At 69.7% G+C, this 15029-nt stretch carries 15 protein-coding genes; 7 read left to right on the top strand and 8 right to left on the bottom strand.

Features of this window, described 5'->3' with window-relative positions; all coding sequences use genetic code 11:
- Positions 1-181 precede the first annotated feature (181 nt).
- Complete coding sequence (locus ABZ464_RS32385; protein ID WP_359282779.1) at positions 182-517, top strand: Lsr2 family protein; 336 nt, start codon at positions 182-184, stop codon at positions 515-517.
- Here ABZ464_RS32385 and ABZ464_RS32380 read toward each other — a convergent pair.
- On the bottom strand, positions 496-1110 hold the full coding sequence (locus tag ABZ464_RS32380) for an SCO3374 family protein (protein ID WP_359282777.1): 615 nt from the start codon (positions 1108-1110) through the stop codon (positions 496-498). The two genes, ABZ464_RS32385 and ABZ464_RS32380, sit on opposite strands and share 22 nt — an antisense overlap.
- Before the next feature lie 430 nt (positions 1111-1540).
- On the opposite strand from ABZ464_RS32380, the gene ABZ464_RS32375 reads away from it, so the two are divergent.
- Entirely contained in the window at positions 1541-4066 is a 2526-nt protein-coding gene (locus tag ABZ464_RS32375; RefSeq protein WP_359282774.1) for an ATP-dependent Clp protease ATP-binding subunit, read from the top strand.
- 74 nt (positions 4067-4140) lie between these two features.
- Here the strand turns inward: ABZ464_RS32375 and ABZ464_RS32370 are convergent, their stop codons facing one another.
- Positions 4141-4773, bottom strand: coding sequence for an HAD family acid phosphatase (locus ABZ464_RS32370; protein ID WP_359282772.1), 633 nt, complete (start codon positions 4771-4773; stop codon positions 4141-4143).
- Positions 4774-5306: 533 nt separating this feature from the next.
- Between ABZ464_RS32370 and ABZ464_RS32365 the strand changes: the two genes are divergently transcribed.
- Positions 5307-5879: a M23 family metallopeptidase gene (locus ABZ464_RS32365; RefSeq protein ID WP_359282770.1), complete on the top strand. Its 573-nt coding sequence runs from the start codon at positions 5307-5309 to the stop codon at positions 5877-5879.
- 13 nt (positions 5880-5892) lie between these two features.
- Here the strand turns inward: ABZ464_RS32365 and ABZ464_RS32360 are convergent, their stop codons facing one another.
- On the bottom strand, positions 5893-6480 hold the full coding sequence (locus ABZ464_RS32360; protein WP_340377001.1) for a TetR/AcrR family transcriptional regulator: 588 nt from the start codon (positions 6478-6480) through the stop codon (positions 5893-5895).
- Between the two features lie 135 nt (positions 6481-6615).
- Between ABZ464_RS32360 and ABZ464_RS32355 the strand changes: the two genes are divergently transcribed.
- The 4 genes from ABZ464_RS32355 to ABZ464_RS32340 all read left to right on the top strand — a co-directional run bounded on the left by ABZ464_RS32355 (position 6616) and on the right by ABZ464_RS32340 (position 10095).
- On the top strand, positions 6616-8190 hold the full coding sequence (locus ABZ464_RS32355; RefSeq protein ID WP_359282767.1) for an MDR family MFS transporter: 1575 nt from the start codon (positions 6616-6618) through the stop codon (positions 8188-8190).
- 96 nt (positions 8191-8286) lie between these two features.
- Positions 8287-8706, top strand: coding sequence for a helix-turn-helix transcriptional regulator (locus ABZ464_RS32350; protein ID WP_359282764.1), 420 nt, complete (start codon positions 8287-8289; stop codon positions 8704-8706).
- A gap of 70 nt (positions 8707-8776) precedes the next feature.
- Positions 8777-9211 carry a VOC family protein gene (locus tag ABZ464_RS32345; protein WP_359282761.1) on the top strand — a complete coding sequence of 145 codons (435 nt, stop codon included), beginning with the start codon at positions 8777-8779 and terminating at the stop codon, positions 9209-9211.
- A complete protein-coding gene (locus tag ABZ464_RS32340) occupies positions 9208-10095 on the top strand; it encodes a class I SAM-dependent methyltransferase (protein ID WP_359282759.1) in 888 nt (295 codons plus the stop codon). Before ABZ464_RS32345 ends, ABZ464_RS32340 begins: the two co-directional genes overlap by 4 nt.
- A 66-nt stretch (positions 10096-10161) precedes the next feature.
- Here the strand turns inward: ABZ464_RS32340 and cseC are convergent, their stop codons facing one another.
- The 5 genes from cseC to ABZ464_RS32315 form a co-directional block, all read right to left on the bottom strand.
- Positions 10162-11496, bottom strand: coding sequence for a two-component system sensor histidine kinase CseC (gene cseC / locus ABZ464_RS32335; protein WP_359282757.1), 1335 nt, complete (start codon positions 11494-11496; stop codon positions 10162-10164).
- A gap of 22 nt (positions 11497-11518) precedes the next feature.
- A complete protein-coding gene (gene cseB, locus ABZ464_RS32330) occupies positions 11519-12217 on the bottom strand; it encodes a two-component system response regulator CseB (RefSeq protein WP_359282755.1) in 699 nt (232 codons plus the stop codon).
- Positions 12218-12419: 202 nt separating this feature from the next.
- A complete protein-coding gene (locus ABZ464_RS32325; protein WP_359282752.1) occupies positions 12420-13106 on the bottom strand; it encodes a hypothetical protein in 687 nt (228 codons plus the stop codon).
- Positions 13091-13633 (bottom strand): SigE family RNA polymerase sigma factor, encoded by a 543-nt coding sequence (locus tag ABZ464_RS32320; protein ID WP_055631904.1) that lies wholly within the window; start codon positions 13631-13633, stop codon positions 13091-13093. Before ABZ464_RS32320 ends, ABZ464_RS32325 begins: the two co-directional genes overlap by 16 nt.
- 303 nt (positions 13634-13936) lie before the next feature.
- Positions 13937-14860 carry an A/G-specific adenine glycosylase gene (locus tag ABZ464_RS32315; protein WP_359282748.1) on the bottom strand — a complete coding sequence of 308 codons (924 nt, stop codon included), beginning with the start codon at positions 14858-14860 and terminating at the stop codon, positions 13937-13939.
- Positions 14861-15029 lie beyond the last annotated feature (169 nt).

Below are 15029 nucleotides of genomic sequence, written 5' to 3'. Positions count from 1 at the left end.
TGTCCGAAACGCGCACGTTTCCGGGCGAGCGGCGGGCTGTCGGCCTCTCCCAGGGGTTTGTGTTTTTCCAGCAAAAGCGGTTTGCTTTCCGACGTACTGCAGTACTGCATATAACAGGGCGCGGCTAAACGGCGGACGCCGCGGACCCCCGTCCCTCACGTTATCGATGAAAGGAAATCCGGTGGCACAGAAGGTTCAGGTCCTTCTTGTCGACGACCTCGACGGCGGCGAGGCGGACGAGACCGTGACGTTCGCGCTGGACGGCAAGACCTACGAGATCGACCTCACGACCGCCAATGCGGACAAGCTGCGCGGGCTTCTCGAGGCCTACGTGAAGGGTGGCCGTCGTACCGGAGGCCGTGCCTCGGGCGGGCGTGGAAAGGCGCGTGCCGCGGCCGGCAGCAGCCAGGACACCGCTCAGATCCGCGCGTGGGCGAAGGAGAACGGTTTCGAGGTCAACGACCGTGGCCGTGTTCCCGCGACCATTCGCGAGGCTTACGAGAAGGCCAACGGCTGAGCGGCGAGCCGCCCCAGCCGGACACGGTGACAGTGCACTGCCAGCGTGTCCACCAACCGCACCAGATCGGGGGCGTCCTTCGCGCCCCCCAGGGCCGACACCGTCGGCAGCGAGGTCTCGACCTCGCACCCCGCCACGGGGGGCCGCAGCCAGACGGCGGCCCCCTGCACCGGCCCATGGCGCCCGCAGTCCGGCACGAGCCCCGCGGGCACCGGCGCTTCCATGAGGGAGCCCTCGCCGATCGCCGTCAGATCCAGCGGCACCGCGCCCCACTCCAGCCACTCGAGGATCCCCAGCAGTTCCCCGGCGCTCCCGGCGGCCACCAGGAGCCGCATCCGGCCGCCCGTCCCCCCGTGCACAGCCACCGGGAAGCCCGGCGCCAGGCGGTCCAGCGCCGCGTGACCCGCCTCCGCGGGCACCTCCAGGACGTCGAAGCGGTCGCCCACCGAAAGTCGTACCGGTTCCCCGGGCACCGTCGCCCACCCCAGTTCGTTCTCGTACCAGCCGCGGACCCGCCCGTCCGGGCCGGCGCCCTCAGGGCCGGTGCCGGCGGGGTCGAGCGGCCGACGGGGAAGAGGGACGGAGCGAACCATGCCGAGTAGAACCATCCGAAGAGCCCCGGAGTTACGCTGGGTGTCGCCATTGTTGCGCACGGTGGCGAACGGGGGTGCGCGCAAGGGGCTCGGGAGGCGCAAGGTTGTTCGCCCGTAGCTGAGGGAAAGGGTGCGCACGGCATGGACTGTCAGTCCCGGCGGGTAAGACTTCCCTAGTGGGAGGGGGCGACACGCAGGAAAGGACGTCTCACGTTCGCCATCGGCGTACTGATGGTGAGGGTAACTGCCTGGCCTGCGGGAACATCGTCTCGCACCATCGGGTTGGAGCAGATGTCGGCGTTCGGGGTCAGGAGGCCATCGACGGTGTCGGCAGTTGGAATGAGCGGTCCCTGCTTGCGGGACTAAGCTGCGGTAGGACAGGGAGGGGAAGTTCCCCCCACTGCCTGACCGCTCTGAGGAGCGATTAACGATGTTCGAGAGGTTCACCGACCGCGCGCGGCGGGTTGTCGTCCTGGCTCAGGAAGAAGCCCGGATGCTCAACCACAACTACATCGGCACCGAGCACATCCTCCTGGGCCTGATCCACGAGGGTGAGGGTGTCGCCGCCAAGGCCCTTGAGAGCCTCGGGATTTCGCTCGAGGCGGTCCGCCAGCAGGTGGAGGAGATCATCGGCCAGGGCCAGCAGGCCCCGTCCGGGCACATCCCCTTCACCCCCCGTGCCAAGAAGGTCCTGGAGCTGTCGCTCCGCGAGGCCCTTCAGCTGGGTCACAACTACATCGGCACGGAGCACATCCTGCTCGGCCTGATCCGCGAGGGCGAGGGCGTCGCCGCCCAGGTCCTCGTCAAGCTGGGCGCAGATCTCAACCGGGTGCGGCAGCAGGTCATCCAGCTGCTCTCCGGTTACCAGGGCAAGGAGACCGCCACCGCCGGCGGGCCTGCCGAGGGCACCCCCTCGACGTCCCTGGTCCTCGACCAGTTCGGCCGGAACCTCACCCAGGCCGCTCGTGAGTCCAAGCTCGACCCGGTCATCGGGCGCGAGAAGGAGATCGAGCGGGTCATGCAGGTGCTGTCCCGCCGTACCAAGAACAACCCGGTCCTGATCGGTGAGCCCGGCGTCGGCAAGACCGCCGTCGTCGAGGGCCTCGCCCAGGCCATCGTCAAGGGCGAGGTGCCCGAGACCCTCAAGGACAAGCACCTCTACACCCTCGACCTCGGCGCGCTGGTCGCCGGCTCCCGCTACCGCGGTGACTTCGAGGAGCGCCTGAAGAAGGTGCTCAAGGAGATCCGCACCCGCGGCGACATCATCCTGTTCATCGACGAGCTCCACACGCTGGTCGGTGCGGGTGCCGCCGAGGGCGCCATCGACGCGGCCTCCATCCTGAAGCCGATGCTGGCCCGCGGTGAGCTGCAGACCATCGGCGCCACCACGCTCGACGAGTACCGCAAGCACCTGGAGAAGGACGCGGCCCTCGAGCGCCGCTTCCAGCCCATCCAGGTCGCCGAGCCGTCGCTGCCGCACACCATCGAGATCCTCAAGGGTCTGCGCGACCGGTACGAGGCGCACCACCGCGTCTCCATCACCGACGAGGCGCTGGTCCAGGCCGCCACCCTGGCCGACCGGTACATCTCGGACCGCTTCCTGCCGGACAAGGCGATCGACCTGATCGACGAGGCGGGTTCCCGGATGCGCATCCGCCGGATGACCGCTCCGCCGGACCTGCGCGAGTTCGACGAGAAGATCGCCGGCGTGCGCCGCGACAAGGAGTCCGCGATCGACTCGCAGGACTTCGAGAAGGCCGCGTCCCTGCGCGACAAGGAGAAGCAGCTCCTCGCCGCCAAGGCGAAGCGGGAGAAGGAGTGGAAGGCCGGCGACATGGACGTCGTCGCCGAGGTCGACGGCGAGCTGATCGCCGAGGTCCTCGCCACGGCCACCGGCATCCCGGTCTTCAAGCTCACGGAGGAGGAGTCGTCCCGCCTGCTGCGCATGGAGGACGAGCTCCACAAGCGGGTCATCGGCCAGGTCGACGCCGTCAAGGCGCTGTCCAAGGCGATCCGCCGTACCCGCGCCGGTCTGAAGGACCCGAAGCGTCCGGGTGGCTCGTTCATCTTCGCCGGCCCGTCCGGTGTCGGTAAGACCGAGCTGTCCAAGGCGCTCGCCGAGTTCCTCTTCGGTGACGAGGACGCGCTGATCTCCCTCGACATGTCGGAGTTCAGCGAGAAGCACACGGTCTCGCGGCTCTTCGGCTCCCCGCCCGGATACGTGGGGTACGAGGAGGGCGGCCAGCTGACCGAGAAGGTCCGCCGCAAGCCGTTCTCCGTCGTCCTCTTCGACGAGGTCGAGAAGGCCCACCCGGACATCTTCAACAGCCTGCTGCAGATCCTGGAGGACGGTCGTCTGACCGACTCCCAGGGCCGGGTCGTGGACTTCAAGAACACGGTCATCATCATGACGACCAACCTCGGCACCCGGGACATCTCCAAGGGCTTCAACCTGGGCTTCGCGGCCTCGGGCGACTCGAAGAGCAACTACGAGCGCATGAAGAACAAGGTGTCGGACGAGCTCAAGCAGCACTTCCGCCCCGAGTTCCTCAACCGCGTCGACGACGTGGTCGTCTTCCCGCAGCTCACGCAGGAGGACATCCTGCGGATCGTCGACCTGATGATCGGCAAGGTGGACGAGCGCCTGAAGGACCGGGACATGGGCATCGAGCTCTCCCAGTCCGCCAAGGAGCTGCTGTCCAAGAAGGGCTACGACCCGGTGCTGGGCGCGCGTCCGCTGCGTCGCACGATCCAGCGCGAGATCGAGGACACGCTCTCCGAGAAGATCCTCTTCGGCGAGCTGCGTCCCGGTCACATCGTGGTCGTGGACACCGAGGGCGAGGGTGAGACCAAGACCTTCACCTTCCGCGGCGAGGAGAAGTCGGCGCTGCCCGACGTCCCGCCGATCGAGCAGGCGGCCGGCGGTCCCGGCCCGAACCTGAGCAAGGAGGCGTAAGCCTCGACCCGAAAGGGGCCGGTGCTGATTCAGCACCGGCCCCTTTCGTATGCCCTGACGGCGGCTGTGCGGCCCTACGAGAGCTGCCCGTCGTAGTCCGGCAGCTTGTACGTCTTCTCGGCGTGGCCGCCCGACAGGTCGGTGGCGCTGTTGCCGATGTTCGCGATGATCGTGTAGCCCTTGTTCTCGATGTCGACGCGCTGGGCGGTCTTGTAGGCGGCGACGTCCTTGAAGAGGTCGAGCAGGCCGCGGACGTAGAGCCCGGAGACCTTGTAGCCGACATACTTGAGGTTGTAGTCGGTGAACGAGGCGATGATGCCCGGGCGGGCGGTGACGAAGAACAGCGAGACGCCGTGGTCCTGGGCGTACTTGGCGACGTCGAGGACCGGCTTGTTGGCCGGTTGCGGGTAGCTGAAGCCGAAGTCGGTCTCCAGGGTCGTGTTGTCGATGTCGAAGACGATCGCCTGCTTCTCGCCGGTCTTGGCGGCGGCGATGCGCTGCTTCAGATAGGGCAGAGCCGCGTCCATCACCGTCTGGCAGTCGGCCTGCCAGGTGGCGTAGTCGACGTCCTCCGCGGCGGCGGTGGCGACGGTGGAGGTGGTGGTGGCCGTAGCGGCCTGGGCGCCCGCCGGGACGGCCATGGCGGTGACGGCGGCCGTCGCCACGGCTGTCATGGCTATGCGGCGCTTCCAGGTGCCTGTGGTCATGTGAGGTCCTCTCGCGTCCTGGCCTGCCTGTGTCGTGGGCATGCTGTTCTGTGGGGATGGCCTGAGGGGAACCAGCGGGTTACCGGGGGGAACCTGCGGGTTACTGGACGGTAAGGGGCGGTGAGACTCCGCTCACAGACCCGTGCACAGTTCGTGACGGGGGTCACAAGTCCCCCACGCGACGGGCGAGTAGCCCCCGTCACATCCCGAAGTCCCTTGCGGCGGGCGGCCGGTGACAAGCGGCACAGGTCATCCATGGGCTACTAGGGCGGATAGTGGCAGCCCAAAATCAGGCAAAAGGGACATAGCTTCTGGAACCCCCGGGGGTTTCCGGGCCTCCGGCATGGATCGCCCCCAAATGGGGCGTCCCGGACCATCTGTCAAGAAGTCGGAAGTTTTGGGGTTAAGTACTAGCTTCCGTCGTACGTCACATGTTTGGGGGTCTATCGCCCTCGGGGTTACCAAGGGATGGCCCACCCGACAGGCGTTCCTGCGCCGGGTGGTCTTCCTGTCCCCGAACCCACGAGGTCTTCATGTTCCAGCGCGTCACGTCCCGTTCTTCCCGTACGTCCCTGCTCCGCACCCGCGTGGCCGTCGGGGCCGCCGCCCTGGGTGCCACGGTCGTGCTGGGAACCGGAGTGGCGTCCGCCGCCGCACCCGCCGCCAAGACGGCGGCCGTCTCCGCCAACGCCTGGGTCAAGCCGGTGGCGCACTACACCAAGTCCGCGACCTTCCACCAGGCCGGCGCCATGTGGCAGTCCACCCACAGCGGCCAGGACTTCGCCGTGCCGAGCGGCACCAAGGTCGTCGCCGCCCACGGCGGCACCGTGGTCAAGGCCGGCGGCAACGGCGCCGGTGACGGCCCGGCCTACGGCAACGCCGTCGTCATCAAGCACGCCAACGGGACCTACTCGCAGTACGCCCACCTGTCGCACATCGACGTGAAGGCCGGCCAGATAGTCAAGACCGGCCAGCGCATCGCCCTGTCCGGCAACACCGGCAACTCCAGCGGTCCCCACCTGCACTTCGAGATCCGCAAGACCGCCAACTACGGCTCCGCGATCGACCCGGTCGCCTTCCTGCGGGCCCACGGCCTGACCGTCTGACGGTGACGGGTGATCAGGCGCCCTGATGCGCCTGGGTCACGAGATCGACGGCGACCTCGAGGACGGCTGCGCGCTTGTCCTCCGGGTCGCCTTCGAGGTCCTGCAGGAAGAACATCCCGGCGTGCAGCGTGAAGATGGCGCTCACGCAGCGGACCTGGTCGGTGAGCGGGGCGTCCGGGTCGATGATGATGTCCCGCAGCCCGCGCATCCGGTCCTTGAACGAGTCGCCGATCTGCAGCTCCCGTACCGTCGCCTGGTTCTCCTGCATGAAGCGGAAGAGCGGGGTCGCCTCGGCGAGAGCCCGGCTGTAGCGCCGTACCAGCTCCTGCTTGGTCTCCAGCGTGTGCGGCTGGCTCGCGCCCCACTCGATCAGGTCTTCGATCGGTTTCGTCAGATCCGTGAAGATGCTGACGATGATCTCTTCCTTGGTCTTGAAGTGGTAGTACAGGGCCGCCTTCGTGACCTCGAGACGCTCCGCGATCTCGCGCAGGGAGGTCTTCTCGTAGCCCTGCTCGGCGAAGAGTTCGAGCGCGACGTCCTGGATGCGCTGGCGTGTGTTGCCGCGGCGCTGCTGCTTGGTCCCGTCCATGGTGCCGTCCATCCTCGTACTCCTCGTGCTCCCACGGAAACTTACTTGACGACCGGCTAGTGACAGGTCTACTTTCCTCAGTGTAGTGAACTAGCCGGGCGGCAAGTAAGTGGGCGGCCCGAGGCAGTGCCCAGGGGAGTGGAATAAATGCCGGACACGCAGACGGTCGAGACCGAACCGGAGAAACAACCCAGGAGCGTGCGGGTCGTCCTGCTCGCACTGATGATCACGATGATGCTCGCGATGCTCGACAACATGATCGTCGGCACCGCGATGCCGACGATCGTCGGCGACCTCGGGGGCCTGGAACACCTCTCCTGGGTCGTGACCGCCTACACCCTTGCGACCGCCGCGGCCACCCCTATCTGGGGCAAGCTCGGTGACATGTACGGGCGCAAGGGCGCCTTCATGGCCTCGATCGTGATCTTCCTGATCGGCTCCGCGCTCAGCGGCATGGCCCAGAACATGGGCGAGCTCATCGGCTTCCGCGCCGTGCAGGGTCTCGGCGCCGGCGGTCTGATGGTCGGCGTCATGGCGATCATCGGCGACCTGATCCCGCCCCGCGAACGCGGCAAGTACCAGGGCATGATGGCCGGCGTCATGGCGCTCGCGATGATCGGCGGCCCGCTCGTCGGCGGCACCATCACCGACAACTGGGGCTGGCGCTGGTCCTTCTACATCAACCTGCCGCTCGGTGTGATCGCCCTCGCCGCGATCAGCGCCGTCCTGCACCTGCCGAAGAAGCGGGCCAAGGCGGGCATCGACTACCTCGGTGTCGTGCTGCTGACCGTCGGCATCACCTCGATCGTCCTCGTCACCACCTGGGGCGGCACCGAGTACGCCTGGAGCTCCGCGCGGATCATGGAACTGATCGGGATCGGCGTCGCCTCCCTCATCGGGTTCGTGTTCTGGCAGACCAGGGCCGCCGAGCCGATCGTGCCGCTGCACATCTTCCGCAGCCGCAACTTCACCCTGATGTCCCTCATCGGCTTCATCACCGGCTTCGTGATGTTCGGCGCGACCCTGTTCCTGCCGCTCTACCAGCAGTCGGTGCAGGGCGCCTCCGCCACCAACTCCGGACTGCTGCTCCTGCCGATGCTCGGCGCGATGCTGGTGACCTCGATGGTCGCGGGCCGCATCACCACCAACACCGGCAAGTACAAGGTCTTCCCCATCGTCGGCAGCGTCCTGATGGTCGTCGGCCTGTACCTGCTGTCCACGATGGACACCGGCACCTCCCGCTTCACCTCCGGCGTCTTCATGGCCGTCGTCGGTCTCGGCATGGGCTGCCTGATGCAGATCACCATGCTGGTCGCGCAGAACAGCGTGGAGATGAAGGACATGGGCGTCGCCTCCTCCTCCACCACCCTGTTCCGTACGCTCGGCTCGTCCTTCGGTGTCGCGATCATGGGCGCGCTGTTCAACCACCGGGTCCAGGACGTCATGGCCGAGCGGGCCGGCGCCCTCGGCTCGAAGATCACCGAGCAGTCCGCGCAGCTGGACGCCGCCAGCCTGGCCAAGCTCCCCGCCGCGGCCCGCGAGGCCTACCAGCACGCGGTCTCCGCCGGTACGCACTCGGCGTTCCTGCTGGGCGCGGTGGTCGCGGTGGCCGCGCTGATCGCCGCCGTGTTCGTCAAGGAGGTTCCGCTCAAGGGCGCGGGGCCCCAGAAGGCGGGCGAGGAGCCGGTGGCGGTGGCTCCGCCGGTCGTCGAGGCGGTCTGAGCAGAACCTTTCGGCGAAGGCCCCGGGTGTCCGGCGGATTCAAAGGGCCTTCGCCATGTGCCACCCCGCCGGCCCCCGGGCTGCTGTACTGAACCCATGGACAAGACCCGGCAGCTGCGGCTGGCCAAGGACGCCATGGACCGCGACTGGGCCGACCCCGCGCTCGACCTGGACGCCGTGGCCGCGCACGCCGGGTACTCCCGCTACCACTTCGTACGGGCCTTCAAGGCGGCGTACGGCGAGACACCCGGCCAGTACCTCACCCACCGCCGGATCGAGCGCGCCGAGGAGATGCTCCGCAGCGCCGATCTGAGCGTCACCGAGATCTGCCACCTGGTCGGCTTCAGCAGCCTCGGCACCTTCTCCGCCCGCTTCAAGACCCGCACCGGCCTGACCCCCAGCGAGTACCGCACCCGGCACGTCGGCCGCGGGGCCGCCCTGATCCCCGGCTGCTACGCGATGCTGTGGGTCGGCGGCTTCCCCACCGGCAGGACCCCGCGGACACCGCAACTCTGAAGAAGCGCCCCGGACCCCGCCCCGCCTACGGTGACGGACAGAACACCTCACCGGACAGGAGAGCGGAGCCATGATCAAGGGCCTGGGCATCACCACCGTGTGGACCTTCGACCAGCAGCGCACCAAGGCCTTCTTCACCGAGAAACTCGACTTCGAGGTCCGCGACGACATCTCCATGGGGGACATGCGCTGGATCACCGTCGGAGCCAAGGACCAACCCGGCGTCGAGCTGGCCCTGATGAGCCTCGACGGACCCGGTCTCGACCCGGAGTCCTCCGCGGCGCTGAAGACACTCGTCGGCAAGGGCGTGATCGGCGCCGGTGCCTTCCGCACGGACGACTGCCGCGGCGACTACGAGACCTTCAGCGCACGGGGCGTCGAGTTCCTCCAGGAACCGAAGGAACGGCCCTATGGCATCGAGGCGATCTTCCGCGACGACAACGGCAACTGGTACTCGCTGACCCAGCGCAGCGAGGAACTCGACTTCTCCAAGGACTTCGGATGACCGGCACCGCCCTGGCAGCCACGGGCGGGACCGCCGGGGCAGACCACACCGCCGTCAGAGTGGCCCTGTGGCGCGCCCTGCACACCCTGGCCGACCCGCCGCCGCACGTCGTCGAGGACCAGATCGGGCTGTGGCTGGCCGACCCGGGCGACGGCTGGCGCGACCGGCCCGACATGGACGAGCACGCCACGCGCCGCACCCGGGCGTCCATCGTGGCCCGGGCCCGCTTCGTCGAGGACCTGGTCGTCGAGCAGGTCCTCGCCCTCGACGAAGCGGGGGGCGTGGACCAGTACGTCGTCCTCGGGGCCGGCCTCGACACCTTCGCCCAGCGCCGGCCCGAGGTCGCCGCCCATGGACTGACGGTCTTCGAGGTCGACCGGCCCGGCCCCCAGGCCTGGAAACGGCAGCGCCTCCTGGACCTCGGCCTCGGCGTCCCCGACTGGCTGCGGCTCGTCCCGGTCGACTTCGAGGGCGACTGGTGGGGGCGGCTGCTCGCGGCCGGACTCGACCCGACCCGGCCCGCCGTCGTGGCTTCCACCGGCGTCACCATGTACCTCACCCGGGAGGCCGTCGAAGAGACCTTCCGGCTCGTCGCCGGCCTCGCCCCGGGTTCGACCTTCGTCACGACCTTCCTGCGCCCGCCGGAGGACGTCGAGCCGGAGGAACAGGCACAGCTCCGGATCGCGATGAACGGCGCCCGCGCGGCCGGAACCCCCTTCCTCAGCTTCTTCACCCCACCCCGGATCCTCGCCCTGGCCCACGACACCGGCTTCACCGAGGCACGCCATGTGCCGGCGGCGGACCTGGAACGGCGGTACTTCGCGGGCAGGACGGACGGGCTGCGACCGTCGAGGGGCGAGGAGCTGCTGGTCGCCGTCGTCTGAGGGCACCCCCCTGACCATCGCGGCGGGCCGGCCCCCGTACCGGCCGGCCGCCACGGCTTCGGCCCGCTACGGCATCATCGGGTAGCTTCCCGTGTTCGTCGGCGCGTGTTCGGGCAGCCACAGGACCGCCACCGCGCCCTCGGCCGGTATGTGTTCCGGCGCTCCGGCGGGGCGGACATTGCGGAAGGTGAGGCGGGCGCCGAGGACCCGGGCCTGGCCCGCCGCGATGGTCAGACCGAGGCCGTGGCCGTGGCCCGCCCGGTCGGCGCTGCCGGTGCGGAACCGGCGCGGGCCCTCGGCCAGCAGGTCCTCGGGGAACCCGCGCCCATGGTCGCGGACCCGGATCACCCGGCCCTCGACGGTGACCTCGATGGGGGTCTTGCCGTGCTTGGCGGCGTTGGCGAGGAGGTTGAACAGGACCCGCTCCAGACGGCGGGGGTCGGTCGTGACCATCGACTCATGGACGACCCGCACCTCGACCTCCGGATCCTTGGCCGCCACCCGCCGCGCGACGAACTCGCCCAGCAGGAGGTCCTGCAGTTCCGCGCGCTCCGAGGCGCTGTCCAGACGGGCCACCTCCAGGACGTCCTCCACGAGCGTGCGCATGGCCTTCGCCCGGTCCAGGACCAGCTCGGTGGGCCGGCCCGGCGGCAGCAGCTCGGCCGCGGTCAGCAGTCCGGTGACCGGGGTGCGCAACTCGTGCGCGATATCGGCGGTGACCCGCCGCTCGGCCTCCAGCCGCTGCTGCAGCGCGTCCGCCATGGCGTCCACCGCGCTCGCGAGGTCGTCGGTCTCGTCCCGTACGACCCCGCCGATCGCGTCCCGCACCCGGACGTCGGACTCGCCCTTGGCGACCTGGTTGGCCGCGGCCGCCGCCTTGCGCAGCCGGCGCGAGAGCTGCCCGCCGATGAGCACCCCGAGCGCGCTGCCGCCGAACACGACCGCGATCGAGCCGATCACCAGCGCCTGGTCGAGGTCGTTGAGGATGTCGGTGCTCCGGTCGGTGAAACGGGTGTGCAGGGACATCACCCGCCCGTCCTTGAGCGGCACGGCCGCCCAGATGTCAGGTGTGCCCCCCGCACGGTCGGACACGTACGTCACCCGGCGGCCCTGGGCGACCTTCTCCCGCACCTCCGACGGCAGCCGGGAGTCGTCGATCTTGATCTGCGGGAAGTTCGGCCGCCCGGTCATCTCGAAGTTGTGCTGGGCGATCTGGATGCGCTCGTCCGCGAGGTCGCGCGCGTTGTCCAGCATCGACACCCGGGCCGCGTTGTGCACGACGAGGCTGAGCGCGATCGCCACCAGTGCGCCGACCAGCGCGATCGCCGCGCTCAGCTTCCACCGCAGACCCGTACGGATGCCCGCGCCCTGCGCGCGGTCCGGAACCAGCTGCCGGATCATCCCCCTCACACCCCCCGCCCGCTCAGGCCTTCAACTTGTAGCCGAAGCCACGGACCGTCTCGATGCGGTCCTGGCCGATCTTCGTCCGCAGCCGCTGCACATGGACGTCCACCACCCGGGTGTCCCCGCCCCAGCCGTAGTCCCAGACGCGCTCCAGGAGTTTGTCCCGGGACAGGACCGTGCCCGGGGCGGAGGAGAACTCCAGCAGCAGCCGCATCTCGGTCGGCGTCAGGGCCACCGGCCGGCCGGCCCTGCGCACCTCCATGCCCTCGGTGTCGACCTCCAGGTCGCCGAAGGTCAGCACCCCGCCCGCGGGCGCGGCGTCCTCCACCCGGTCCCCGCCGCCCGCGTGCCCGAAGCGGCGCAGCACCGCGCGGATCCGGGCGACCAGGACGGCGCCGTCGAACGGCTTGGTCACATAGTCGTCGGCGCCGGCCTCCAGGCCCAGGACGACATCGATGGAGTCGGCCCGCGCCGACAGCATGATCACGGGCACGGTGGACTCGTCCCGGATGCGCCGGCACAGGCTGACCCCGTCCAGGCCGGGCACCATGACGTCCAGCAGGGCGATGTCGGGGCGGTCGGCCCGGAAGGCGTCCAGGCCGGACAGGCCGTCGGGCATCGCGGTGACCACGAAGCCGTCCCGCTCCAGGGCGAGCTGGGTGGCCTCGCGGATGACGTCGTCGTCCTCGACGAACAGGACGTGGGTCTGGTCTGCCATCCCGGTGCTCTCAGTCCTCGTGTTCGGTGCTGCGTGGGTCCGACTGCCGTATGACCGCCGTATGACTGCCTGGGCGCCCCTTGAGGGGACGCAGGAGGCTTCCGCCGCGTTCACTCCCGGTGCGCCCACTCATTGATCGGATCGGGCGGCCCGATCGGTTCACGGGTTCCGGAGATTTTTGCAGCCCGGCCGACATCGCTGGTCAGCCGCTCTCGGGCACCGGCGTCGGCTCCTCGTCCACGGGGCTGTTGTACTCGTTGTGGATGGTGAACTCCTTGACGAAGCGGTCCGCGGTCGTCCAGCGGTAGGTGATCACGTTCTCGCCGGACGGACTGGAGACGGAGTCGCCCTTCGCGTACACCTGTTTGGTCACCACCAGGTCGCCGCGGTCTATCTCCGCGTAGACCGGGGGCTCCTCGGTCTTGAAGACGTTCTCGTACCGGCCGTCCTTCTCCCGGTACACGTACGAGCCGACGCCGACCGCGTCGCCGCAGGTCAGCACGTTCACGACGAGGTCCGTGACGGGGCCGCCGGTCAGGTCGCCGTAGGAGACGTCGACCGGGTACTCGTCGCCGACGCACGGCTTCAGCTGGCCCTTGACCTCCGCCGAGACCTCGGGGTCGGCCTTGACGAGCTGGATCGCGTCCACCCGGGAGGGGGTGGCGGTGGGCGCGGCCGAGGGTGTCATCGTCGCGGCGCCGGCCACCGCGTCCGCGTGCGCGGGGCCCTCGTCACGGGTGCCGGTGCCGCCGGTGGCGCACGCGGACACGAAAAGGGCGAGGGCGGCGAGCACGGTCACCGCCGTGATCGCCGCCTGGAAGGTGCCTCGGGCCGCTGTGGGCCCTGCCTGGGCCGGTGTCGGCCCGGCCTCGGTCAGGCCGCCGCGCAACGCTCCCGCTCCTCACGCTCCAGCGCGCGTGCGTCCAGATCGCGGGCTTCCAGCTCCTCGCGGAGCCGGGCGAGCGCCCGGTGCAGCGTGCTCTTGACCGTTCCCGCGGACATACCGAGGGCGGCGGCCGTCTCCTCCGTGGACATCTGCTCCCAGTGTCGCAGCACCACGACGCTCCGCTGCTTCGGAGCGAGCACCTTCATCGCGTCCATCAGCAGGGCGCGGTCCGCGTGCTGTTCGGTGGAGTCGTCGATGCAGGCGTCCGGGAGCTGCTCGGTGGGGACTTCCTCCAGCTTGCGGGCCCGCCACCACTCGGTCCGGGTGTTGATCATGACCCGGCGCAGATAGGCGTCCGCGAGCCGCTTGTCCGCGATGCCCTCCCAGCGGCCGTACGTCCGCGCCAGCGCCGTCTGCAGCAGGTCCTGTGCGTCGACCGGGTCCGGGACCAGCCGGCGGGCGCTGCGCAGCAGCGCGTCCTGCCGGGTGCGGACGTACTCCTCGAACTCGAGCACCTCGCCCTGCGCCATGGTCAACCCCTCCGTCTACCCCGTGTGCGGCTCACGGTCGTCCGCCGGATCTCCGCGTGTGATCGTTCGCCGTCGTGCCCTCGGTGGGCACGCAAATGAAGTTACGGAGCTGTTGTCACGGGGCTGTGCGGAGCAGCCTGCGGCTAGCGCGCGGCTGTCCGTCGGTTGTGTAACGGACCAGGGTTCTGGGTAAGGAAGCGGGCCGAAGAATAGGTGTATGGGTGGATTTATCCGGCCGCTGAATGTGACAGACGCCGGGGCGGGGGCTGTGACGAAGCCCGTTGTCTGTGAAGTGACCGTGCGTCAGGTGAGCGGCAGCCGGTACAGACCGTCCGGGAGCGGCTCCACGAGTCCGTCCGCCACGAGCCCGTCCAGGGCCCGCGCGCGCTGCACCGGCTCGTGCCACACCCGGTCCAGCGCCGACTGCGGCACGGGCGCGTGCGCCTCCCGCAGAACGGCGAGCAGCTTGCCGCGCACCTGCCGGTCCGTACCGGCGTACGTCTGTCCGCGGCGCGGCGGGCCCTCGTGCTCCGGCTTGCCCGCCAGCCGCCAGGCGCACTGTGCCGCGATCGGGCAGCGCACACACGTCTCGTTCTTCGCGGTGCACACCAGCGCGCCCAGCTCCATGGACGCGGCGGCCCAGCGGGCGGCGACCCGCTCGTCCTCCGGCAGCAGGGCACGGGCCAGCTTGCGCTCGGCGGCCGTGGTCGCGTTCGGCGGGTACCGCACCCCCGTGACGGCCCGCGCGAGGACCCGGCGCACGTTGGTGTCCAGTACGGCGTGCCGCTGCCCGTACGCGAAGGAGGCGACGGCGGCGGCCGTGTACTCCCCGATGCCGGGCAGCGCGAGCAGCTGCGCGTGGTCCGACGGTACGTCGCCCCCGTGCCGTTCCGTTATGGCCACCGCCGCTCCGTGCAGCCGCAGGGCGCGGCGCGGGTAGCCGAGCCGCCCCCACGCGCGCACGGCCTCGCCGGGGGCCTCCGCGGCCAGGTCGGCGGGGCGCGGCCAGCGGGCGAGCCACTGCTCGTAGACCGGCAGGACGCGGCTGACCGGCGTCTGCTGGAGCATGAACTCGCTGACCATCACACCCCACGCCCCGGCCTCGGGGTGCCGCCAGGGCAGGTCGCGGGCGTTGTCCTCGAACCAATCGATGACGGGGGAGTGCAGGTCCGCGCCGGCGGTGTCGTCGGCGGGGCTGCGGTGCGGGGGCTTCGTGGGCGCAGTCATGGCTCTTCCGATCCTGCCATGGGCGATGGGGCACACGTGCGTACCGCCACTCGTCCGGGTGGTCGGGTCACGCGCGTGCGCCCCGGTTGTGGCCAGAGGTGCGGGCGGCGCCCCTGCAAAGGGCCGGGGCTGTGCGCTGGGTGAAGTCGGGGGCAGGGCTGCGGAGTCC

Origin of the sequence: Streptomyces sp. NPDC005820, assembly GCF_040630255.1 — a bacterium.
GTDB lineage: Bacteria > Actinomycetota > Actinomycetes > Streptomycetales > Streptomycetaceae > Streptomyces.
This window is presented reverse-complemented; position numbering and strand designations above follow the sequence as displayed.

What these genes read in the sequence shown, in the direction of transcription:
- ABZ464_RS32380 (WP_359282777.1), bottom strand. Translation starts at nt 1,110, where the DNA reads ATGGTTCGCTCCGTCCCTCTTCCCCGTCGGCCGCTCGACCCCGCCGGC.
- ABZ464_RS32375 (WP_359282774.1), top strand. Translation starts at nt 1,541, where the DNA reads ATGTTCGAGAGGTTCACCGACCGCGCGCGGCGGGTTGTCGTCCTGGCT.
- ABZ464_RS32370 (WP_359282772.1), bottom strand. Translation starts at nt 4,773, where the DNA reads ATGACCACAGGCACCTGGAAGCGCCGCATAGCCATGACAGCCGTGGCG.
- ABZ464_RS32365 (WP_359282770.1), top strand. Translation starts at nt 5,307, where the DNA reads ATGTTCCAGCGCGTCACGTCCCGTTCTTCCCGTACGTCCCTGCTCCGC.
- ABZ464_RS32360 (WP_340377001.1), bottom strand. Translation starts at nt 6,480, where the DNA reads ATGGACGGCACCATGGACGGGACCAAGCAGCAGCGCCGCGGCAACACA.
- ABZ464_RS32355 (WP_359282767.1), top strand. Translation starts at nt 6,616, where the DNA reads ATGCCGGACACGCAGACGGTCGAGACCGAACCGGAGAAACAACCCAGG.
- ABZ464_RS32350 (WP_359282764.1), top strand. Translation starts at nt 8,287, where the DNA reads ATGGACAAGACCCGGCAGCTGCGGCTGGCCAAGGACGCCATGGACCGC.
- ABZ464_RS32345 (WP_359282761.1), top strand. Translation starts at nt 8,777, where the DNA reads ATGATCAAGGGCCTGGGCATCACCACCGTGTGGACCTTCGACCAGCAG.
- ABZ464_RS32340 (WP_359282759.1), top strand. Translation starts at nt 9,208, where the DNA reads ATGACCGGCACCGCCCTGGCAGCCACGGGCGGGACCGCCGGGGCAGAC.
- cseC (WP_359282757.1), bottom strand. Translation starts at nt 11,496, where the DNA reads ATGATCCGGCAGCTGGTTCCGGACCGCGCGCAGGGCGCGGGCATCCGT.
- cseB (WP_359282755.1), bottom strand. Translation starts at nt 12,217, where the DNA reads ATGGCAGACCAGACCCACGTCCTGTTCGTCGAGGACGACGACGTCATC.
- ABZ464_RS32320 (WP_055631904.1), bottom strand. Translation starts at nt 13,633, where the DNA reads ATGGCGCAGGGCGAGGTGCTCGAGTTCGAGGAGTACGTCCGCACCCGG.
- ABZ464_RS32315 (WP_359282748.1), bottom strand. Translation starts at nt 14,860, where the DNA reads ATGACTGCGCCCACGAAGCCCCCGCACCGCAGCCCCGCCGACGACACC.